General features: G+C 70.6%; 19 protein-coding genes. 7 read left to right on the top strand and 12 right to left on the bottom strand.

Annotation, left to right across the window (positions count from 1 at the left end):
- The 3 genes from AC1RCS_RS00905 (at position 1) to AC1RCS_RS00915 (ending at position 3,231) form a co-directional block, all read left to right on the top strand.
- Complete coding sequence (locus AC1RCS_RS00905; protein ID WP_218296642.1) at positions 1-819, top strand: glycosyltransferase family 2 protein; 819 nt, start codon at positions 1-3, stop codon at positions 817-819.
- Positions 816-2,069, top strand: coding sequence for an O-antigen ligase family protein (locus tag AC1RCS_RS00910; RefSeq protein ID WP_218339137.1), 1,254 nt, complete (start codon positions 816-818; stop codon positions 2,067-2,069). Before AC1RCS_RS00905 ends, AC1RCS_RS00910 begins: the two co-directional genes overlap by 4 nt.
- 187 nt (positions 2,070-2,256) lie before the next feature.
- Positions 2,257-3,231, top strand: a complete 975-nt coding sequence (locus AC1RCS_RS00915; protein ID WP_218296644.1) for a glycosyltransferase — start codon at positions 2,257-2,259, stop codon at positions 3,229-3,231.
- A gap of 274 nt (positions 3,232-3,505) precedes the next feature.
- Here the strand turns inward: AC1RCS_RS00915 and AC1RCS_RS00920 are convergent, their stop codons facing one another.
- Both AC1RCS_RS00920 and AC1RCS_RS00925 read right to left on the bottom strand, forming a co-directional pair.
- Positions 3,506-4,666 carry an NAD(P)H-dependent flavin oxidoreductase gene (locus AC1RCS_RS00920; RefSeq protein ID WP_492244737.1) on the bottom strand — a complete coding sequence of 387 codons (1,161 nt, stop codon included), beginning with the start codon at positions 4,664-4,666 and terminating at the stop codon, positions 3,506-3,508.
- Positions 4,667-4,733: 67 nt separating this feature from the next.
- Positions 4,734-5,603 carry a LysR substrate-binding domain-containing protein gene (locus AC1RCS_RS00925; protein WP_218296646.1) on the bottom strand — a complete coding sequence of 290 codons (870 nt, stop codon included), beginning with the start codon at positions 5,601-5,603 and terminating at the stop codon, positions 4,734-4,736.
- Between the two features lie 47 nt (positions 5,604-5,650).
- On the opposite strand from AC1RCS_RS00925, the gene AC1RCS_RS00930 reads away from it, so the two are divergent.
- Positions 5,651-6,940, top strand: a complete 1,290-nt coding sequence (locus tag AC1RCS_RS00930) for a YbfB/YjiJ family MFS transporter (protein ID WP_492244736.1) — start codon at positions 5,651-5,653, stop codon at positions 6,938-6,940.
- Here AC1RCS_RS00930 and AC1RCS_RS00935 read toward each other — a convergent pair.
- From AC1RCS_RS00935 to AC1RCS_RS00945, 3 genes are all read right to left on the bottom strand, one after another.
- On the bottom strand, positions 6,909-8,168 hold the full coding sequence (locus AC1RCS_RS00935) for a HAMP domain-containing sensor histidine kinase (protein WP_218296648.1): 1,260 nt from the start codon (positions 8,166-8,168) through the stop codon (positions 6,909-6,911). The genes AC1RCS_RS00930 and AC1RCS_RS00935 overlap by 32 nt on opposite strands.
- Positions 8,169-8,213: 45 nt before the next feature.
- Positions 8,214-8,936 carry a response regulator gene (locus tag AC1RCS_RS00940; RefSeq protein WP_218296649.1) on the bottom strand — a complete coding sequence of 241 codons (723 nt, stop codon included), beginning with the start codon at positions 8,934-8,936 and terminating at the stop codon, positions 8,214-8,216.
- A gap of 221 nt (positions 8,937-9,157) precedes the next feature.
- Complete coding sequence (locus tag AC1RCS_RS00945; RefSeq protein ID WP_492244735.1) at positions 9,158-10,816, bottom strand: hypothetical protein; 1,659 nt, start codon at positions 10,814-10,816, stop codon at positions 9,158-9,160.
- A gap of 174 nt (positions 10,817-10,990) precedes the next feature.
- Between AC1RCS_RS00945 and AC1RCS_RS00950 the strand changes: the two genes are divergently transcribed.
- A complete protein-coding gene (locus tag AC1RCS_RS00950; RefSeq protein WP_492244734.1) occupies positions 10,991-11,644 on the top strand; it encodes a response regulator in 654 nt (217 codons plus the stop codon).
- Positions 11,562-13,529, top strand: a complete 1,968-nt coding sequence (locus tag AC1RCS_RS00955) for a sensor histidine kinase (protein ID WP_492266986.1) — start codon at positions 11,562-11,564, stop codon at positions 13,527-13,529. The genes AC1RCS_RS00950 and AC1RCS_RS00955 overlap by 83 nt, the downstream gene beginning before the upstream one ends.
- Here AC1RCS_RS00955 and AC1RCS_RS00960 read toward each other — a convergent pair.
- Complete coding sequence (locus AC1RCS_RS00960; protein WP_492244732.1) at positions 13,420-14,829, bottom strand: AmpG family muropeptide MFS transporter; 1,410 nt, start codon at positions 14,827-14,829, stop codon at positions 13,420-13,422. The two genes, AC1RCS_RS00955 and AC1RCS_RS00960, sit on opposite strands and share 110 nt — an antisense overlap.
- Positions 14,830-14,955: 126 nt before the next feature.
- On the opposite strand from AC1RCS_RS00960, the gene AC1RCS_RS00965 reads away from it, so the two are divergent.
- Positions 14,956-15,807, top strand: coding sequence for a M48 family metallopeptidase (locus AC1RCS_RS00965; protein WP_218339131.1), 852 nt, complete (start codon positions 14,956-14,958; stop codon positions 15,805-15,807).
- A 127-nt stretch (positions 15,808-15,934) separates the two neighbouring features.
- On the opposite strand, the gene AC1RCS_RS00970 is transcribed toward AC1RCS_RS00965, so the two are convergent.
- The 6 genes from AC1RCS_RS00970 to AC1RCS_RS00995 all read right to left on the bottom strand — a co-directional run bounded on the left by AC1RCS_RS00970 (position 15,935) and on the right by AC1RCS_RS00995 (position 21,713).
- The gene (locus AC1RCS_RS00970) at positions 15,935-17,020 is read right to left on the bottom strand and encodes a GGDEF domain-containing protein (RefSeq protein WP_492244731.1); all 1,086 of its coding nucleotides are present in this window, start codon (positions 17,018-17,020) and stop codon (positions 15,935-15,937) included.
- A gap of 123 nt (positions 17,021-17,143) precedes the next feature.
- Complete coding sequence (locus tag AC1RCS_RS00975; protein WP_218296653.1) at positions 17,144-17,473, bottom strand: DUF2218 domain-containing protein; 330 nt, start codon at positions 17,471-17,473, stop codon at positions 17,144-17,146.
- On the bottom strand, positions 17,470-18,291 hold the full coding sequence (locus AC1RCS_RS00980; RefSeq protein WP_492244730.1) for an ABC transporter ATP-binding protein: 822 nt from the start codon (positions 18,289-18,291) through the stop codon (positions 17,470-17,472). The genes AC1RCS_RS00975 and AC1RCS_RS00980 overlap by 4 nt, the downstream gene beginning before the upstream one ends.
- A gap of 169 nt (positions 18,292-18,460) precedes the next feature.
- Positions 18,461-19,549 (bottom strand): FecCD family ABC transporter permease, encoded by a 1,089-nt coding sequence (locus AC1RCS_RS00985; RefSeq protein ID WP_492244729.1) that lies wholly within the window; start codon positions 19,547-19,549, stop codon positions 18,461-18,463.
- 65 nt (positions 19,550-19,614) lie between these two features.
- Complete coding sequence (locus AC1RCS_RS00990; protein ID WP_492255466.1) at positions 19,615-20,559, bottom strand: alpha/beta hydrolase; 945 nt, start codon at positions 20,557-20,559, stop codon at positions 19,615-19,617.
- On the bottom strand, positions 20,559-21,713 hold the full coding sequence (locus AC1RCS_RS00995) for an ABC transporter substrate-binding protein (protein ID WP_492244727.1): 1,155 nt from the start codon (positions 21,711-21,713) through the stop codon (positions 20,559-20,561). Before AC1RCS_RS00995 ends, AC1RCS_RS00990 begins: the two co-directional genes overlap by 1 nt.
- Positions 21,714-21,735 lie beyond the last annotated feature (22 nt).

A 21,735-nucleotide genomic window follows, 5' to 3' on the forward strand; every position in this document is an offset into this window, starting at 1 on the left:
ATGCCAGTTGCAGCCGGCGGCGCATCGCCGCCGCCCACGTTGACCGTGGCGGTGCTGACCCACAACGAGGCGCACCGCATTGAAGCCTGCCTGAAGAGCGCCGCCTTTGCAGACCAGCTGCTGGTGGTGGACAGTGGAAGCACGGACGACACCGTGGCCATCGCGCGGGGCCTGGGCGCCGAAGTCCATGTCCACCCGGACTGGCAGGGCTTTGCCGTGCAGCGCAACCGCCTGCTCGCCCATGCGCGCGGCGACTACATCTTCTTCCTCGATGCTGACGAAGTGATGACACCGGCCTTCGCGCGGGAGCTGCAGGCCATCGTGCGCTCGGGCGAGCAGGCCGTGTGGAAGATCCGCTGGCGCATGGTGGCGTTCGGGCAGGAGCTCACGCACTTTCGCTCGCAGTCCCAGATCGAGCGGCTGTTCGTGCGCGGCATGGTCCGGGAATACACGGGCGTGGTGCACGAGCAGGCGCAGCTGCATGCGCTGCCCGGTGGCGGCGAGGTGCCGCGCCGCCTGATCAAGGCGCGCCTGCTGCACTACTCGCGCACCACGGTGCGCGGCAGCCTGGAGAAGCTCACGCAGTACGTGATGCTCGGCGCCGCGAAGCGCGCCGAGAACGGGCAGCGGGGGGGGGTGCTGCGGGGGCTGGCTTCGGGCACTTCCATGTTCGTGCGCCTGTACGTGTTCCGCCTGGGCTTCCTGTGCGGGGGCGCGGGCTTCCTGTACTGCTTCTTCGTGGCGCTGGAGGGGTTCTTCCGCTATGCGGCGCTGCGGTACGACCGTGACCGCCTCACGGGCCGGGTGATCCGCGGATGAAGGCCTACCGCTGGTTCGGGCGCTGCGCCAGCCTCGGCGCGTTCATGGTTCCGGGCCTGGCCCTGTGGCTGCCCTCGGGCTATTCCTATGGGGCGGTCGTGCTGCTGCTGGCCGCGCTCGCCAGCGCGCCGGTGTGGTGGAACCGGCCCGCGCCGCGCGCGGCCTGGTGGCTGACGGCGGCGTTTTCCTGCATGGCGGCGCTGTGGCTGCTGGACGTGGGGGCCACCTGGGGCTGGGGCAGCATGGACCGCCCCGTCAAGTACCTGCTGGCGCTGCCCTGCATCTTCTACCTGATGACCTTCGAGCCGCGCGCATCGTGGCTGTGGATGGGGGTGGCGGTGGGCGCGGTGGGCAGCGGCCTGGTGGCCATCTACCAGATCTGCGTGCAGGCGCTGCCCCGCGCCAATGGCTTCACCAACGCCATCCAGTACGGCAACCTGAGCATGCTGCTGGCCGTGATGAGCGGCCTGTTGCTGGTGGTGCAGTGGAAGCGCTGGGTGCTGTGGCAGCGGGTGCTGCTGGCGGCGGCCATCGTGCTGGGCGCGGTGGGGTCGGTGCTGTCGCAGTCGCGGGGCGGATGGCTGGCGCTGGTGCTGCTGCTGCCGGTCAGTGCGTGGCTGCTGGTGCGCACCACGGGGCAGCGCCGGATGTACTGGGGCCTGTGCGCGCTGGCGCTGGCGGCGGCCGCGTTGTCGCAGGTGCCCGCGGTGGAGCAGCGGGTGGACGAGGCGCGCCAGGAAGTGCAGACCTACAAGGACCACGGCGATGGCCGCAGCTCGGTCGGGCAGCGGCTGGCGCACTGGGGCCTGGCGTGGGAGATGGGCTGGGACCGGCCTTTGACCGGCTGGGGCCGCGCGGGCTATGCCGAGGAGAAGGCGCGGCGCGTGGCGGCCGGGCTGGCACACCCGGTGGTGCTCGAATTCGGCCACGCGCACAACGAAATCCTGGATCTTTTCGCCAAGCGGGGGCTGCCCGGCGTGCTGCTGTTGCTGGCGTTCTATGGCATTCCGCTGGCGATGTTCTGGCCCACGGCCCGGCGCATCCGCGATGGGGCGGGAAAGATGGACAAGGAATCGCTTTCCCTGTGCCTGGTGGGAGTGATGGTGCCCCTGTCGTACATCGGCTTCGGCCTCACCCAGGTCTTCCTGGCCCACAACAGCGGCAACATGTTCTATCTTTTCATGTGCCCGCTGCTGCTGGCCGCCCTGCACGAGCGGCGTGCCCGCATCGGCTGCGGCCGGCCGTTCTAGATGCGACACCCCCCTGAGCGGCTTCGCCGCATCCCCCCGCTCTCGCATTGCTGTGCAATGCGGGCAGGGGGACGCAGCCCTCGCTGCGGGGCGGCCCTTGCTCGGCTGCCCGGGACTGGGCCGTGCCGGTTTCAACCGTTGCGGGCCTCGCACAGAGCCATAGACAACTGAGACAGAGGCATTCTTCATGCACATCCTGCTGGTCAACAACTCCCCCATCCCCGTCTACGGCTACGGGGGAACCGAGCGCGTGATCTGGGACCTGGGCAAGACACTCGTCCAGCAGGGCCACCGCGTGAGCTACCTGGTGCCCGAGGGTTCGACCTGCGACTTCGGCGACGTGCTGCCCATCCGCCCGGACGAGCCGTGGGAGGGGCAGATCCCGAAGGGCGTGGACATCACGCACTTCCAGTTCAACCCCCGTACCGAGCTGGCCAAGCCGTACCTGGTGACCGAGCACGGCAACGCGCGCAAGCCCAAGCCGCTGCCACTCAACACGGTGTTCCTGTCGCGCGACCACGCCGCGCGGTATGGCTCCACCGAGTTCGTCTACAACGGCCTGGACTGGAGCGGCTACGGCCCGGTGGACTTCCAATCGCCGCGCCCGCGCTACCACTTCCTGGGCAAGGCGGCGTGGGGCGTGAAGAACGTGCGCGGCGCCATCAAGGTGGCACTGCGCGCGGGTGTGGAGCTGGATGTGCTGGGCGGCACGCGCATCAATTTCAAGCGCGGCTTTCGCTGGACACTGTCGCGCAAGATCCATTTCCACGGCATGGTGGGCGGCACGCAGAAGACGGGCTTGCTCAACGCATCGCGCGGGCTGATCTTTCCGGTGCGCTGGCACGAACCCTTCGGGCTGGCGGTGATCGAGAGCCTGTACTTCGGCTGCCCGGTGTTTTCCACGCCCTATGGCGCGCTGCCCGAGCTGGTGCCGCTGCACTGCGGCGTGCTGTCGGCCGAGGCGAACGTGCTGGCCGAGGCGGTGCGTGGCAACCGTTTCGATGCGCGCGCCTGCCACCAGCACGTGGTCGACCATTTCAGCGCCGAGCGCATGGCGCGCAATTACCTGCGGATGTACGAACGTGTGCTCGCAGGCGAGAAGATCAATGCCCAGCCGCCGGTGATCCAGGGGCCTGCGCGCGAACTGCCCTGGAGGCAGTGAAGCCCCCCTGAGGCGCTGCGCGCCATCCCCCGAGGGGGACGCACCCGGTGGCTCGGCAAAGCCGGTTCCACGGGTGCACTGGCGGGGCCGCGCGCTTTGCAGAGACCGGGATTGGCCGTCCGCACTGCCTCCATCACTCCCACCCGTTCGGGCTGAGCCTGTCGAAGCCAGGGCGTACACGGTGTTGCAAAGCCCGATCACTCTCCAGAGAATCCTGGTTGAATTGCCGCTAGCGCTTGTCCAGTAAGCGCTAGCAGCTATCGAATAGATAGCGTCACTGCGCTTGCAGCAACGCTGCCTGCGCGGCCAGCGCCGTCCGCCATTCCGCTTCCAGCGCGGCCACCAGCGCGGCGGCGGGCATGGGGCGCACCGCGGCGACGCCCTGGCCGGCCCACAGGGACAGGTAGTCTGCGCGGCCGGCTTCGGCGCTGGCCCGGCGCAGGGCGCCGGTGAGGGCGTTCTGCACCGGGTAGGCCGGCACCTCCGTCTCGTGCGCATGCAGGCGCTGCAGCATGGGGTTGACGATGCCGCGCGCGGGGCGGCCCGAGAACACGCGGGTGGTGCGCGTGTCGGTGGCGATGGCCTGGGCCATGGCGTCGCGGTAGGCGCGGCCGATGCCCGATTCGTCGCAGGCGAGGAAGGCCGTGCCCATCTGTACCGCCTCGGCCCCCAGCGCCTGCGCGGCGGCGATGCCGCGCCCATCCATGATGCCGCCCGCCGCGATCACGGCCACGCCGCGTGGGCGCAGCGCATCCACGCACTGTGGCACCAGCGCGAGCGCGCCCACCATCGCGGCGGCAAAGTCGGCCTGCGATGGCACGCCCGCGCGCACGGTGGCGTCCGCGGGGGCAAGCCCTTCGGCCTGCGGCCGGCCCGTGGGCAAAAAGGTGCCGCGGTGGCCCCCGGCCTCCATCCCCGACGCGCAGACCGCATCGGTCCCCACGTCGGCCCAGGCCAGGGCCTCGGCCACCGTGGTGGCGGTGCCGATCACGTAGCAGCCCGCGTGGTGCAGGCGCTCGACCTGCGCGGCAGTGAGGATGCCGAAGGTGAAGCTCGCCACGGCGGGCCGGGCCTCGACCAGGGCCTCGAATTGCGCAGGGAAGTCCTCGCACCAGCGCGCGGGCACGGCGGCCTGCAGGCCGAACTCGGCGTACAGCGGGGCCACGCGGGCCAGCGCCTGCTCGACGGTGGCGGCATCGGGCGCGGGTGTGTCTTGCACGAACAGGTTGAGCCCGAAGGGCCGGTCGGTGCGGCGGCGCACCTCGGCGGCGGCCTCGGCCATGGCCGCCGGCGAGCGCATGCCGCAGCCCAGCGTGCCCAGCCCGCCCGCGGCGGACACGGCGGCCGCCAGGGCCGGCGTGTCGGCACCGGTCATGGGCCCCTGCACGATGGGCAGGCGAAGGGAGAGGGCGGTGCGCAGGCTGCGGTCGGGCATGGTGACGTTCCGTGAAAGAAAGAAGGAAATGAAGTGGGAAACAAAGGGGGAAACGAGCTGAAGGCGGTCAGTCGACCAGCACCTGCTGCAGCGCATCGAGCGCGGCCGAGCGGTAGCCCTGGCGCCAGGTCAGCAAGGTGGTGATGGTGGTGATCGGCTGCTGGCTCAGCAGGGCCGCGTTCGGCGAGATGCTGAGCACCGAGCGCGGCACGATGCCCGCGCAGCCGCCGCCCGCCACACTGGCCAGGATGGCGTGGTACGAGCCCAGTTCCAGCAGCTGCATGGGCTCGCGCCGTGGCGCGAACCAGTCCTGCGCGATGCGGCGGTAGGTGCAGCCGGGCTCGAACACCGCCAGTGTGCCGGGCTGCACCTGGTCGGGCCCGGCGGCATGCGGGTGGCCGGCGGGCAGGACCAGCAGCAGCTCTTCGGTGAACACCGGCCGGGTTTCCAGGGCCGGGTCGGCGGGCTGGCCCGGCGGCCAGGCCACCAGCACCGCATCGAGCGCATGCGCGCGCAGGCGTTCCACGAGCACGCGGGTCGCGGCGGTCGTCAGCTCCAGCGCCACGCCGGGCCACTGGCGGTGCAGGCGCGCGAGCGGCGCGGGCAGGCGGCTCGCCGCGGTGCTTTCCATCGACCCCAGGCGCAGGCGGCCGGCGGGCGGCCCCGGGTGCAGCGCCTGGCGGGCTTCCTCGGCCAGCGCGAGCAGCCGGTCGGCATAGCCCAGCAGTACCTCGCCCTCGGGCGTGAGCGCCATGCGCTTGCCCTCGCGCAGGAACAGCGGGGTGCCCAGGTCGGACTCCAGCTGGCGCACCCGCGTGGTCACGTTGGACTGCACGCGCTGCAAACGCTCGGCCGCGCGCGTGACGCTGCCCTCCGCCGCCACGGTGCGGAAGATGTCGAGAGCGGCGAGGTCGAGCGGAGGTGGCCCTTTGTCCATCATGAAAAAGTATGAATTACAAAAATTCAATCTCTTGCTAAGATGATATGCAACAGCATTCCCCGTGGCAACCCCATGTCCCCACCGTGAACCCGGCGTCTCTTTCCCCTCCCACCTCCCGGCACGCTGACGGCGCCACGGCCCTGCAGGTCGCCCTGGCCGGCATGGCCGCGCTGGCGGCGGCCATGGGCATCGGCCGTTTTGCCTTCACCCCGCTCTTGCCCATGATGCTGCACGACGGCGTGGTGGACATCGCCACGGGCAGCTGGCTGGCCACGGCCAACTACGCCGGCTACCTCGCGGGGGCGCTGCTCTACATGGCCTTGCCCTGGCTGGGCCGGCGCCTGGGCGGCGTGCCCGGCAACGCGGCGCTCGTGCGCGGCGGGCTCGTGGCCACGGTGCTGCTCACGGGGCTGCTGGCCGTGCCGTGGCCGGCCTTTTGGCCCCTGCTGCGCCTGCTCGCGGGCGTGGCCAGCGCGCTGGTGTTCCTGGGCACGGCCAACTGGTGCATGGGGCGGCTGGCGCACCTGGGGCGCCCGGCCCTGGGGGGGCTGATTTTCTGCGGGCCGGGGTTGGGCATCGTCATCACCGGCCTGCCCACCAGCGCCATGGTGGCTGCGGGCTGGAGCGCCGCGGCGGGCTGGGCGGCCTTCAGCGCACTGGCGGCCGTGCTGTGCGCGGGGGCGTGGGCGGTGTTCCAGGGGGTGGACGCCCCGGCCGCGGGGGCGGCGGGGGCCGCAGGCGGCGCCTCTGCGCCCGCGCGCCCCGTGGCCGAGCGGACCCTCCTGGCCGTGGCCTACGGCCTCGCGGGCCTGGGGTACATCGTCACGGCCACCTTCCTGCCCGTCATCGCACGCGCGGCGCTGCCCGCCGGATCGGTCTGGCCCGACCTGTTCTGGCCGCTCTTCGGCGCGGGCGTGGCGCTGGGCGCGCTGCTCTCCACACGGATCGCACCCACCCGCGACCGGCGCATGCTGCTGGCCTGGGCCTACCTGCTGCAGGCGGCGGCCATCGGGCTGGGCCTGCTCTGGCCGGGGCGCGCGGGGTTCGCGCTGGGCAGCCTGTTGCTGGGGCTGCCGTTCACCGCCATCACGTTTTTTGCCTTGCAGGAGGCGCGCCACCAGTGGCCCCAGGCGGGCGCGGGCTTCACCGGCCTGATGACCGCGCTCTATGGCATCGGCCAGATCGTGGGGCCGCCCATGGCGGCGGCGCTGCTGGCACGCGCGGGTTCGCAGGCGCAGGGTTTTGACTGGGCGCTGGGCGTGGCGGGCTCGGTGCTGGTGCTGGGGGCCGTGCTCTACGGCGTCATGGCATGGCGCTGGCGCCCGCCGTGCTGACCGGCAGGCGCAGCACGAAGCAGGCGCCGCCGCCCTCGCGGTCCTCGCAGTGCACGGTGCCGTTGTGGCGCCCTGCGATGGAGCGCACCAGGGCCAGCCCCAGGCCCACGCCCCCCGCGCGCTCGCTGGCGCCCGGCAGGCGGTAGAAGGGCTCGAAGATGCGTTCGCGCTGGCTGGCTGGCACGCCTGGTCCCCGGTCGCACACGCGCACCTCGGCGTGGCCCTGGCGGCGGTGCACCACCACCGTGATCTCGCCCGTGCTGTAGCGCCGGGCGTTTTCCAGCAGGTTGCGGATGGCGCGGCGCAGCAGCTTGGAGACGCCGCGCACGTCCACGGAGTCGGCGCTGGAGCTCACATCCAGGTCGGCATCCACGCGCGCGCACTCCTCGGCGGCCAGGCCGATGAGGTCCACCAGCTCCACGGTGCCCACGTCGGCCTCGCGCGCATCGAGGCGGCTGGCCAGCAGGATCTCGTCCACCAGTTGGTCCAGCTCGGCGATGTTGCGCAGGATTTCCTCGCGGAACGCGGGCGAGGGCTGCTGCCCGCCCATCAGCTCCATGCCCATGCGGATGCGGGTGAGCGGCGAGCGCAGTTCGTGCGAGGCGTTGGCCAGCAGGGATTTGTGCGACTTGACCAGCGTTTCCACGCGCGCGGCGGCGGCGTTGAACTGGCGCGCGAGGTCGGCCACCTCGTCCTGTCCCTGCTCGGGCACGCGTACCGACAGGTCGCCCTCGCCGAACTTCTGCACGCTGCGCTGCAGCGCCTCCAGCCGCAGGGTCAGGCGCCGGATGATGGGGTACACGCCCACGGCCACCGCCAGGCTCACGATGCCCAGCAGCCACAGGAAGCCGAACGGCGGCCGGGTCCAGAAAGCCGCGTCGCCCTGATTGGGGCCGCCGGGCCGGCCGCCGCGTTCGCCGCGCGGCTGGCGGGGCGCCATCTGCAGCACGAACGGCTGGCCGGTGCCCGACTCGATATGGAACTCGGCCCCTTCGCCGGGTTCGCTGGGCTGGCGCGTGGCCAGGCCGCGCAGCACCAGGTTGCCGGCGGGGTCGCGCAGCACCATCTCGCGCGACGGCGGCACAAAAGGCTGCGCGTTCTGCGCCTTCTGCTCTTCGGCCATGCGCCAGGCCCAGCCCACGGTCAGCGTCAGCACCGCGATGCCGCCGACCACGGCCAGCCAGATGCGCAGATACAGGCGGCGGGAGAAGGGGGTGGAGAGGGACATTCAGCAAAGCGGGGTGCGCGCCGTGGCAGGGCCGCGCTCCACCGGTCAGTCTTGTTGTTTCGCGAATACATAGCCCACGCCGCGCACCGTGAGGATGCGGCGCGGGTTCTTGGCGTCGGCCTCGATGGCGGCACGGATGCGGCCCATGTGCACGTCGATGGAGCGGTCGAACGCCTCCAGCTCGCGGCCGCGCACGGCCTCCATGATCTGGTCGCGCGTGAGCACGCGGCCCGCGCGCTCGGCCAGGGCCACCAGCAAATCGAACTGGTAGGAGGTGAGGTCGGCCAGCTCGCCGGACACGGTCACGGTGCGCGCGTCGCGGTCGATCTCCAGCGTGCCGAACCGCAGCACCTGCGTGGCCGCCGAGGCACCGCCGCCATCGGTGCGGCGCCGCAGGATGGCGCGGATGCGCGCCAGCAACTCGCGAGGCTCGAAAGGCTTGGGCAGGTAGTCGTCGGCGCCCAGCTCCAGGCCGATGATCCGGTCCATGGGGTCGCCCTTGGCGGTGAGCATGAGCACCGGCACCTGCGCCGCGCTGCCCTGCAGCGAGCGGATGCGGCGGCACACCTCCAGCCCGTCCATGTCGGGCAGCATGAGGTCCAGGATCACGAGGTCGGGCAACGGCCCGGCGTCCGGCCCCTGCAGCTGCGCCAGGCCGCTCTTGCCGTCCGCGCGGTGCGTGACCTGCAGGCCCGACTGGCCCAGGTACTCGCCCACCATCTGCGCGAGGCGGGCGTCGTCTTCGATCATCAGCAGTTGGGAGCTCATGGGGGCAGTGTAGTGGGAGGCCCCCGATAGTGCGGGCAGGGCGTCAAACGGCGTTGTCGGCCTTGTAAAGCTGCCGTAAAGGGCTGGGGCCGACAATGGTTGCGGTTGGCCGTTGATGCTGTAGCGTTAGGTGTTTATCCATCAAGTGCCAGAGGCGATTCCTAGTACGAAAAAGGCTCCCCGAAGGGAGCCTCAGCCTTGGCGTCGTACGCAGTGCCGGGCTACAGCCCCAATTGCGAGCGCATGGCGGCCCACGCCACAGCATTCAGGCGCCGCAAGGCGGTCAAGCTCGATGACCCGTCGGCCTTGCCTTCGCGCACCAGGTACACACTGCTGCTGCTAGTCACGGTGGGCGCGTTCGCCACTTCAGCGTAGCCACGGGTGTGGTTCATTGTCGTCGGCGCATGACCCGCAAAGCGCATCACACGCGTCCCGTGCAAGGTTTCGATGGCATAGGTGCCGGTTTGCGTCGTTGAGCAGTTGGAAAGCACTGTCTGCGTGCCGTCGAGGTCGCATTCGTAGAACTGAACAGTACCCGACGTGGCATTGACCGTGCCCGTGAACGCGACGCGCAGTGCGCGGGTTGGGCCGCTTGAAAGGCCCAACCCCAGGGTGCCTGCGCCGGTGGCCAGCTTCACGGACGCCGCAGGCCGAGCGGCGATGAGTTTTTCCAGCGTCGATTCTGAAGCCGGGCGTGCGTCCGTGCTGATGCTGTTGATGTAGACCGGATGCGAGACGGACAGGTTGTAGCGGGTGTGCAGCCTGGCACCCGCGGGAAAAACGGCGGTGCCCAGGCTGCCTACCAGCGTGGCCGTGGAGGTTCCGTTGCTGTAGATGGTGTTGGTGGCAGCGTCAGCCTGCAGGTCCGTTACTACGGCGGCCATGCCCTTGGCTTCGATCGGCTCGCGCACCGTGAAGCCTGCCTGCACGAGGGCACCACAGAACGTGCTGCGGCTGGGCGAGCCGAGCGTGCCCTGCAGGTCCACGCTGTCATTGCAGCGCTGCCAGCCGGTGGGCGTGAGGTAGGCCTGGTTGTAGAGGGTGCTGGCAGGCGTAGGGGTGCCGGCCGTCAGGCCGCCGCGCACGTCGCGCGATGTGGTGCCCAGCGTGCCGCTGGCTTTGGCCACAGTGTCGATAGTGCGGTATGAATAGTTCGTTGAGTCGGCGTAGGTGAAGCTGGCTAGGTCGCCGGAGGCCGCATCGACGGAAGCCCGCTGGTCCCCCACCACGAGCGTGGCGCCATCCTCCAGAGCCTGCGCGACCACCTGCGCCGTGGTGCGCGCGGTGTCAGCCGCCACGCCGGCGGATGCCGGTTCGTCTTGGTAGCCGTCGATCTTGCTTTCGGTAATCGCCAGTTGCAGCGCGGTGTTGCTGCGTGCGGCGGCTTCGGTCATACCGGCGGCCATGCCTGCCGTGACCAGCGTAGTCAAAGGGTTGATCTGGCCGCTCTTGCCAGGTACCTGACGCAACACATAAGGCCTGGCTGTGTTTCCCTCCGTGGGGACGGCTGCGTCGATGGTGGTAGCGGCATCACTGGGCGTGCCGGGCACCATGGGCGCCACCAGCGATGCGGCTGCCGCCTGCGCCGTGCTGACCTGGGCGCTGTCGTAGGTCAGGGTGTAGGCGCCGTCAGCGCCGGTACGCGCCGAAGCGGGTTCTCCGGCGTCGCATGCACCATTGGCATTGAGGTCCATGCAGACGACGGCGTTGCGTATGGCTTGGTCGATCATCACCGTGCCGCTGAGCGTTACTTTCGTATCTGGAGAGGGCGGCGCGGTCGCATCGGACGACGAGCCCCCGCCGCAGGCCGTGAGCGCCAGCGCCAGGGTGCCGCCAAAGGCCAGCGCCAGATGTTTGGATGATGGTGAAAAAGAGTGCATGGAAGGTCTCCTGAACAAGGTCGTGGGAGGAAGAAGGATTCGGAGGAAGTACCGTCGCCGGTGGTCGCGTTCGCGTCCGCCACCGGTTGCCAAGACTGTCTTCCAACGCTGCTTCCTGCGCATCCCATGAATATGGGGGGGGGGCCAGGGGGTTTTGGCACTAAGCTCTGATCCATGGCATCAGCTCACCCGATTTCCGTCGCCATGGTGGAGGACGATCCACGCACGCGCGAGCGGCTTGTCCATGCCCTGGCGCGCGCACCGCGCCTGTGCCTGGCGATTACCGCTGCCACGGTGAAGGAGATGGTGGGCTGGCTGCGCGAGAACAGCGTGGATGTCCTGCTTGTCGATCTGGGCCTGCCCGACGGGTCGGGGCTGGAGGTGATCCGCCAGTGCCAAGTACTGTCCCCCGGGACGGAGGTCATGGTCATCACCATGTTTGGCGACGAAGCCAACATGATGAGCGCCTTTGAGGCGGGCGCGCGCGGCTACCTGCTCAAGGATGGTACCGAGGACGACCTCGCGCAGCATGTGCTCAGCCTGAGCGCGGGCGGCTCGCCGATGACACCCATCATTGCGCGCAAGTTGTTGGCGCGCCTGTCACCCAAACCTGCCCTCGGCGTGTTGCAGCAGGCAGATGCCATGACGGCACGCGAGCAGGATATCCTGGCCAAGCTCGCCCGCGGCTACACGTATGCCGAGGCCGCCGAACTCCTGGGCATCGCACCATCTACGGTCCAATCCCATGTCAAGAATATCTACAGCAAGCTGGCCGTCCATTCGAGGTCCGAAGCGATCTTCGAGGCGCGTCAACTGGGATTGCTGTAGGGCTCTGAGCGTGGCGGCATGGCTGCTTTCGCTGGCGCTGCTGTTGGCTGGCCACGCGCATGCACGAGCGGATGACGTGCTCACCTTCACCACGGCCCAGGTGCACCTACAGCCCGAGGGCGCACCGGCCTGGTCGGGCGTGGTGCCGCTGCCGCACCGCTGGGACAAGGCCTTTCCAGGCCATGCGGGGCAGGCGCGCTATGTGCTGGAACTGCCTCCGGTGCCTGCGGACGGGGTGCTGCGGGGGCTGTACTTCTCGCGCATGGGCAACCAGGTGGAGGTTTACGTGGGCGGCGATCTGCTCCTGAGCCGCGGCGCGCTGGGGGACAGCCGCCACGATGCGACGAAGACGCCACAGTGGGTACCCGTACCCGCGCGCTTGCTTTCAGCCAGCGGCCCGACGCGGCTGGAAGTCCGCGCGACGATGCAGCCGGTGCGCTGGGGCGGCCTGGCCCCGCCCAGCTTCGGCCCTGCGGCGAGCCTGCTGCCGCAATACCGCGAACGCTATGTCTGGCGGCAGTGGGGCGCGGTCGGCGTGGTGTTTGCGCTGGCCCTCACGGGGGCGATCGCGGCGGGGCTGTGGCGCCTCAATCGCGATCCCGTCTATGGCTACTTCGCACTGTGTGCACCTTTTGGCATTCTGCGCCATAGTGAGAGGCTGTGGGAGGCCGCTCCACTGGGCTGGCCGCTGTGGGGCGCGGTCATGGGCTTCTCGTTCGCGATGCACGCGCTGCTGATGGCACGTTTTGGACTGGCCCTCATGGGTTGGGATGACGCCCTCGTGCGGCGCAGCTTCTGGGCCTTGGTGGGCTGCGAGGCGGTATTGGTGCTTGGGGCTTTTGGCCTGGGCAGCCCGGCGTGGTGGACCGGGGCCCTGGCGCTGCTGATCGTTCCGTCGCTAACGGTCTACTCCTTCGCAGTACACCGAGCTCTGGTGGAACGCCAGCCCGAAGCCATCGCGCTGTCCGTCGCCAGTCTCATCCCCATCGGCACGGGTATTTATGACTTCCTGTGGATCCGCGTGGCTGCCGAGGGCGCGGACCGATCGTACTTCCTGCCACTCGTGACGCTGCCTTTCTCACTGGTCGCGGGCTGGCTCATCCTGAGCCGCTATGCGCGCCAGATGAGCGCCTACCAGGGGCTGAGCCTATCGCTGGACGAGAAGGTGCGTCAGCGCGAACAGGAACTGCAGGCCAGCTATGCGCTGCTGCAGCACGAGCACGCCCAGCGTGCCGCATTGGTGGAGCGCCAGCGCATCATGCGCGATATCCATGATGGCGTCGGCTCGCAACTGGTAGGCCTGCTCAGTCTCATTGGCAAGGGCCGCACGAGCCGCCAGCAACTGCGCGAGCATGCCAACGCCGCGCTGGACGAACTGCGCATGGCGGTAGATGCAATGCAGACTGTGGACGGCGACCTTGCCACTGTGCTGGCCACCTTGCGCTACCGGCTGCAGCCCCGGCTGGCGGCCACGGGCATCCGGGTGGATTGGAGGGTGGAGGAACTGCCCGCACTGGACGGCCTCACGCCGCACATGGTGCTGCAGATCCAGCGCATTCTGCTGGAGGCATTTACTAACGTGTTGCGCCATGCGCACGCCGGCCGAGTGCGGGTGAACGCGCGCTGCCAGGGTGAGCCGCAGTGCACTGCGCCACAACTGGTGCTGGAGATTGCTGACGACGGCGTCGGCCTGCCGGGTGCAGGTCATGGCACCGGCGGACAGGGCCTGGCCAATATGCGGGCCCGCGCCCAGGCCATTGGCGCCGTGCTTGAGATTACTTCGACGCCGGGCCAGGGGACGTGTGTGCGGCTCGCACTGCCTGCACCCGGGATGCCAGCCACACCAGCACCAGCACCGGCAACCCCAGCATCGCGGTGGCCGTGAAGAAGTGCGCGTAGCCGAAGGCATTCACGTAGTCGCCCGAGAACCCCGCCACGAACTTCGGGGCAAGCAGCATCATGGAGCTGAACAGCGCGTACTGCGTGGCCGAGTAGCTCACGTTGGTCAGGCTCGACAGGTAGGCGATGAACGCCGCCGACGCGATGCCGCTGGCCAGGTTGTCGGCCGACACCACGGCGATGAGCGCCGTCACGTCGTGCCCGTGACCCGCCAGCCAGGCGAACAGCAGGTTGCTCGCGGCGCTCAGGATGGCGCCCAGCATCAGGATGCGCATCACGCCAAACCGCATCGACAGCACGCCGCCCACGAAGGCGCCCGCCAGCGTCATGATCACGCCGTACACCTTGGTCACGGCGGCCACCTCGTCCTTGGTGAAGCCCATGTCCACATAGAACGGGTTGGCCATGATGCCCATCACCACGTCGCTGATGCGGTAGACGGCGATGAGCGCCAGGATCAGCGCCGCGTGCCAGCCGTAGCGGCGCAGGAAGTCGGCGAAGGGCTCCACCATGGCGCCCTGGATCCACTCGGCCGCGTTTCTGGCCGGGGGCAGTTGCACGGGCGCGGGCTCGCGCGAGAACAGCACGGTGACCACGCCCACCGCCATCGACGCCGCCATGGCCAGGTAGGCCGCCTGCCAGGCGCCGTTCTGGTACGCGGCCGCGCCTTGCGCCACCACCTGCCCCACCGCAGGGGCCACTTCGGAGCGCGCCGCAATCCACAACACGCCCGCACCGGCCCAGATCATGGCCAGGCGGTAGCCTGTCTGGTACGAGGCCGCCAGCGCGGCCTGGTGATTGGCGTCGGCCGATTCAATGCGGAACGCATCCAGCGCGATGTCCTGCGTGGCCGAGCCGAACGCCACCGCCAGCGCGCACCACACGATGGGTCCGAGCGTCTGGCGCGGGTCGGCCAGCGCCATGCCGATGAGTCCGCCCACGATGAGCGCCTGCGACAGCAGCAGCCAGCTGCGCCGCCGTCCCAAGGCCCGGGTGAGCAGCGGGATCGGCATGCGGTCCACCAGCGGCGCCCACACCCACTTGAAACCGTAGGCCAGGCCCACCCAGCTCAGGTACCCGATGGTGCTGCGGTCGATGCCCGCCTCGCGCAGGCGAAAGCTCAGCGTGCCCAGCACCAGCAGCAGCGGCAGCCCGGCGGAGAACCCGAGCGTGAGCATGCGCAGGCTGGCGGGCTCCAGGTACACGCGCAGGGTCTGCAGCCAGGGCGTGCGCGCGGACTTTTCGAGGCTGAGGCCGGGGGGGGAGGAAGTGGATGTGTCTGACATGGGGGGCGGAGGTTTTGTCTATCATCGCCGACACCCTTGCAGCCCGGCCTGCCAGCCTCCATCTGGCGACAAGCCCTGGTGTGTGGTGCGCCAGCGCTGCTTATTATTCCTTCAGGGATTGCCTGTATGTGCCTTTTCTGCCCCGCTCCCTCCGTTGCACCGTCGTCCCCTTGGTCGGCGCGCCGTGCGTTCCTGCTGGCGGCCGGCGCCACTGCCGCCGCGCCGGTGCTCGCGCAGGTGGACGTGGGCACGGCGTCCAGCCTGCGCAAGCTGGTGCCCGCCGAGACGCTGGAAAACTCGGCCGCGCAGCAGTACCAGCAGATGCTGCAGCAGGCCAAGGCCAAGCGCGCGCTGGCGCCCGAGGGGCACCCGCAGCTGCAGCGCCTGCACGCCATCGCCAAGCGGCTGATCCCGCACGCCGCGCCGTGGAACGACCGCGCCAGGCAGTGGCGCTGGGAGGTCAATCTCATCGGCAGCCAGCAGATCAACGCGTTCTGCATGCCCGGCGGCAAGATCGCGTTCTACACCGGCATCCTGGACCAGCTCAAGCTCACCGACGACGAGGCCGCGATGATCATGGGCCACGAAATGGCCCATGCGCTGCGCGAACATGCGCGCGAGCGCATCGCCAAGACGCAGGGCACCAACCTCGCGCTGAGGCTGGGCTCGCAGCTGCTGGGCCTGGGCGACCTGGGCCAGGCGGCCGCCGGCCTGGGCGGGCAGCTGCTCACGCTGCAGTTCAGCCGCTCGGACGAGAGCGAGGCCGACCTGGTGGGCCTGGAGCTGGCCGCCCGCGCGGGCTACCAGCCCTCGGCCGCCGTGAGCCTGTGGAAGAAGATGGGCAATGCCAGCGGCAGCAAGCAGGGCGGGCTGGCGTTCCTGTCCACCCACCCCTCGGGTCCCGCGCGCATCCATGAGCTGGAGCTGAACGTGCCCAAGGTGCAGGGCCTGTACGAGGCGGCGCGGCGCAACGGCTGAGGCGCCGGGCGGCCCCGGGGCCGGGTGTTGGTGCTGAGTTGCTATTAAAATGGTAGCTTTCTGCGCTTGTCCATCAAGCGCCAGCTGCCTTTTTTGTGCCCTGCCCCGCTCGGCATGGACGTTGGCCTCAGGCCACGCTCACGCGGTTGCGGCCCGCGTGCTTGGCTTCGTAGAGCGCCTTGTCGGCGCGCACGATGGCGGCCTGCAGGTCGTCCGCGCCATGCACCTGCGCCACGCCAAACGACATGGTGAGCAACAGGGGCGCGGGGCCCACCTCCATCGGCGTTGCTTGCACCGCGGCGCGGATGCGTTCGGCCGTGGCGCAGGCGGCATCGAGCGGGTTGGCGGGCATCAGCGCCAGGAACTCCTCGCCGCCCCAGCGGGCGAGCACGTCGCCTTCGCGCAGGCTCTGGCTGAGCGTGCGGGCCATGGCCACCAGCACCTCGTCGCCCACGGCATGGCCGTACTGGTCGTTCACGCGCTTGAAGTGGTCCACGTCGCACAGCAGCAGGGCGATGGGCGTGCCGTCGCGCTGGCCGCGGGCCAGCGTGTGGGCGGCCAGCGCCTCGAAGTGGCTGCGGTTGTTCAGGCCGGTCAGCGGGTCCAGCGTGGCCTGCTTGCGCAGCCGGCCCTCGGCGATGAGGATGGTGCGGCGGTAGAACGCCGCCAGCGCCGCCGACATCGCGAACACCAGGCAGATGTGGATCCAGTTGACGATCTTCACGCTCAGGGGCGGCAGGGGGGCCAGTGGCCCCAGGTGGTCGCACAGCACCTGCAGGCCCAGGTAGTACGCCAGCAGCGCGATCACCATGGGCGCCGCGAAGCCGCGCGTGTTGGCGATCACGATGGCCGGAATGAACAGCAGCAGGTAGTAGTGAAAGCCGCTGTTCCAGCCGATGAGCAGCGAGCCCAGTGCCGCGTGGCCCACCACCTCCAGCCAGATCAGCGCCAGCGCGGCCGCGTTGTAGCGCGACTGGATGAGCCGGTAGGCCCCCAGGTACATCGCGATGCTCACCAGGTTGACGGCCGCCAGCGGCAGCGACCCCAGCCACAGGAACAGCACGATGTAGCCGCCGTCGATGGCCGCCGCCGTGAGCGCCACGCGCTGCACCATGGCCCAGTAGGCCTTGCCCGCCAGGCTGGAGCCGCGCTGCGGGATGGCGAACGGGCGGGGCGGGCGGGGCTCGGGGCGGACGGATGCGGAATGTGCCATGGCGGGCAGGGGCCTCGCCGGTGTTCGGGCACCGGTGCGGCGCGATAACAAAATGTCACATTCTAGGAAGCGCCTGTGCTGCCCATCGTCCGATGTGGGCGGCAGGCGCGCCGCAATTGGGGCTTAAGGGGCGGGGGGCGCCGTGCCAGCCGCCGGCGCGCTGACGGTTTGCACGGGCTGCCAGTCCACGGCCATGGGGCTCTTGCGCGAGAACAGCTCCACGTGCGAGTCGATCGCGAACTGCACCCGGTCCAGGCTGGCCTGGTCGTCGGCGCTGCAGTCGAAGTGCAGCGCCGCGCCATCGGCCCGCAGCAGGCACAGGCCCCAGGGAAAGTGGGCCTGGCCCTGGTGCTCGTCATACGTCACGGTGATCTTGCGCGTGAAGTGGTAGCACAGGCGCTGCAGGTAGCGGCTGGCGTCGGGCGTGGGCACATGGCCCTGGCGTCGCATCATGGGAAGGGGCTGGTTGTGGTCATGGAAGAAGCGGCATCCAGCGGCAGCGCGGCGTCGGCCAGCACCAGCAGGTTGCCTTGCGAGCAGCGCTCCACGCGGGCCTGGACGCCATAGGCGCGCCGCAGCAGCGCGGGGGTCAGCAGCGGGGCCGGCGCGCCGGCGGCCAGCACGCCGCCGCCGCCCAGCACCAGCACCTGCTGGCAAAAGCGCAGCGCCAGGTTCAGGTCGTGCACGGCCACCAGGCCCACGGTGCCCTGCTGCTGCACCAGGTCGCGCACGGCCTGCAGCACCTGCAGCTGCCAGCGCAGGTCGAGCGCGCTGGTGGGCTCGTCCAGCAGCAGCAGGCGCGGCGCGCGCACGATGGCCTGCGCCAGTCCCACCATCTGGCGCTGCCCGCCCGAGAGTTCATCGAGCCGGCGCAGCGCCAGCGCCTGCAGCCCCAGCGATGCCACGACGGATTCGATGGCCGCCTCGCGCCGGGCGGCGCTCCAGTCGCTGCGCACGGCGCGCAGGGCGCTGTGCCAGGTCTCGTAGGCCACGAGCGAGGTGCTCTGGGGCAGCGCCTGCGGCAGGTAGCCCACGCGGCGCAGGCGCTCGCGGGGCGGCAGGGTGGCCAGGTCCGTGCCCTCGAGCCACACGCGGCCCTGCGCCGGCCGCAGCCCGGCCACGGCCTTGAGCAGCGTGGACTTGCCCACCGCGTTGGGCCCCACCACGGCCACCAGCGTGCCGGCGGGCACGGCAGGCAGGTCCACGCCCTGCAGCACGGGCCGGCCGGGGTAGCCGGCGCTGAGTTGTTGGAGGCTCAAGCCTGTTGTCATGTCAAGCCTCCATGGCGCCGTGCGCCCCCGGCGGCCGAGGAAACTGACGCGGCCCAAGCCAGCGCCCCCGCGCAAGGGCCGCCCCGCCGCGCTGGGGGTGTCCCCCTCCCGCATTGCGCAGCAATGCGAGAGAGAGAGGGGGAAGACGCGCAGCGGCTCAGGGGGTGCTTCATACGGCCCTTCTCTGGCGCAGCACCAGCACCATGAACAGCGGCACGCCCACCAGCGCGGTGATGATGCCGATGGGCAGCACCACGCCGGGCACCAGCGCCTTGCTGAGGATGGACGCGAGCGACAGCATCAGCGCCCCCGCCAGCGCGCTGCCGGGCAGGTAGTAGCGGTGGTCCTCGCCCAGCAGCATGCGCGCGATGTGCGGCCCCACCAGGCCCACGAAGCCGATGGTGCCCACGAACGACAGGGCGGTGGCCGCCAGCAGGCTCACGCGCAGCAGCGTGACCAGGCGCAGCCGCTCCACCCCGATGCCGAAGCTGCGCGCCTGGTCCTCGCCCGCGCGCAGCGCCGTGAGGGCCCAGGCCTGGCGCGCCGACCAGAGCATGCACAGTGCGAGCACGGTGCCCACGATGCCGATCTTGGTCCAGGTGGCGCGGCCCAGGCTGCCCATGGTCCAGAACACGATCTGCTGCAGCGCGTTGCTGTCGGCGATGAACTGCAGCAGCCACAGCAGGGCCTCGAAGCTGAACAGCAGCGCGATGCCGAACAGCACCACGGTGTCCACCGTGGCGCCCTGGCGCCAGGCCAGCAGCTGGATCAGCGCCGTGGCGCCGGCCGCGCCCGCGAAGGCGCACAGCGGCACGGCCAGGTTCTCGCCCCAGGCCACGAGCGTGAAGCCCGTGACCACGGCGGCCGAAGCGCCCACGGCCGCCGCCGCCGACACCCCGAGCGTGAACGGGCTGGCCAGCGGGTTGTTGAGCGCGGTCTGCATCTCGGCCCCCGCCAGGCCCAGGCTGGCGCCCACCAGCACGGCCATCACCGCGTAGGGCAGGCGCACTTCCCACAGGATGACCTGCTGCGCCTGCGGCAGGCTGGCGGGGGCGAACAGGCCCCGCAGCACGTCGGCGAACGCGAAGGTGGAGGGGCCGAGCGCGATGTCGGCCACCACGCTGGCGCACAGCACGGCGAGCAGGGCGGCCAGCAGCAGCAGGCGCAGGCGCACGAAGTGCTGGTAGCGCCGCGCCAGCGAACCAGCGCGGGCCGCGTCCAGGGGCTGCGGCAAGGGAGACGGGGCGGCGGGGTTCAACGAAGGCAGTTCCGGGGCAGGGCGTGTGGGGTGCGAGAGGGTTCCATGGCGCGGGGCGGCGGTTTTCAGCGGGGCTGCTGGGCCCATGCCAGGGCGTCGATGAGCCCCGGCGCCATGGCGCCGCCATGGTCCACGCCGGGCAATATGCCCATGTGAACGCGCAGTTCGGGCCAGTGCAAGGCCTCCAGCTGGTCCGCCAGCGCCTGCGTGCGTTCGATCATGCGGCGTTCGTGCTGCACGGCGGCGCGTGCCGCGGTGGGGGCGGCCCGGGGCTGCTCCAGGCTGCCCACGCGCAGCTGCAGCCGGGCCCGGAAGGGGCGCGGCGCCGTCGCGTGCGCCTGCATGAACTGCGATGCCGTCTGCAGCACCTGCGCGCCGTTCCACCACACCGACGGGCTGGTGGCCGCATACCGGGTGAACAGCGCGGGGCGCGTGAACAGCGCGTGCAGCACCAGCAGGCCGCCGAACGAGTGCCCGCTCAGCGCCTGGCGCTGCGGGTCGATGGCAAACGCCCGCGCCACGCGCGGCTGCAGCTCGCGCGCGATGAAGTCGAGCAGGATGTCCGCGCCGCCGGCCTCGGGCGTGGCCGAGCCGCCGGGCGCGGGCGGCGTGTAGTCGCGCTGGCGTTGCGCGGGGTGGACCACGGCATCGCCGGGGTGGCCGATGCCCACGACGATGGCGCTGTCCGCGCGCATCTGCGCGGGGCGCGCGGCCTCATTGCGGGCCAGCTGGGCCGCGAGCGCAAAGGCGGCATTGCCGTCGAGCACATACAGCACGGGGTGTCCGGTGGCGGGCGCGGGGCCGGCGGGCTGCTGCACCCAGATGCGCCAGACGCGGCCGCTCGCCGGGTCGCGCAGGTCCAGCTGGTGCGTGTCCGGCAGCCGCGCGGGGCCCGCCTGCAGCAGGGACGCCTCTGGCGCGCCGCTGGCGCAGCCCGCCAGCCACAGGCTGGCACCAGAGGCCAGCAGCGCGCGGCGGCGGGTGTCGCGGGGCATGGGCATGGAGCGCATCAGAGGCTGGTCCAGTACACGCCCGTCAGCGGGATGGGCTGGAAGCGGGTGAACATCGTCTGCAGGGTGTCGCGCGGGTCCAGGTCGGCAAACAGCTCGGGGTGCAGCCATTTGGCGAACACCTGCACCGCCACGACGTTGAAGGGCGAGTTGTAGTAGTGGTGCCAGATGGCATGCGCGCGGCCGGGCTGCTGCACGGCCTGCAGCTGGGCGATGCCCCGGCGCTGCGTGGCGCGCGCCAGCGAGGCGCGGGCGGCCTCGGGCGTGGCGTCGGCGCCCAGCACGATGCGCAGGGGGGATTTCTCGGCCGTGGCCATGCTGCCGATGCCGGTGCCGATGTACAGCTGGGGCTGCGTGGCGATCAGGAATTCGGGGTTGAGCGTGCCGTGCTCGCCCGGAATGCGACCGCGCGCCACATTCTGAGCCCCGGCGGCATCCAGCAGCACGCCCACCAGGCCGACCATGGTGGCGCAGCATTCATCGGCCAGGCCCACGCGGTTCTCCAGGAACACGCCGGGGTGCCGCGTGCCGGCCGGCAGGGTGCGCAGGCGGGCTTCCACGCGGTCGAGCTGGGCCCGCCAATAGGTGTTGAACGCCTGGGCCTCCTGGCGCTTGCCCAGCACGGCGCCCAGCAGCTCCATGCTGCGCGTCGTGTTGCGGAGCGGGTCGTGGCGGAAGTCGACGAACACCACGGCCACGCCGGCCGCCTCCAGGCGGGCCAGCGTTTCGCGGTCGTTCTTGCTCGGGCCGTGGCCACCCGCCAGCCCCAGGATGGCGACCTGCGGACGCAGCGCGATGGCCTGTTCGTCGCTGAAGCTGCCGCTGCTGTTGCGGCCCACGCGCGGCACCTTGTCGATCTGCGGGAAACGGCCGCGCCACTGCGCATAGCCGGCGGCATCCAGCGTCTCGTAGTCGCCCATCATGCCCACCAGGCGGCGGGCCACGTCGTCGCGCTCGAACACGCCCAGCGCGGGCAGCAGCCGGCCTTCGCCCAGCAGGATGCGCTCCACCTTGGCCGGCAGGGTGACGGCGCGGCCCGCCAGGTCGGTCACGGTCTGCGTGCCCCCCTGCGCGCGCGCGGGCGAGGCACCCAGGACCAGGGCGCAGAGCAGGGCCGCCAGTGGCGCCCAGGGGCAAAAACGGATCAGGGGCATGGGAGGGACGGTGTGCGGGCGG

The organism is Acidovorax sp. GW823-FHT01C06 (assembly GCF_058798375.1).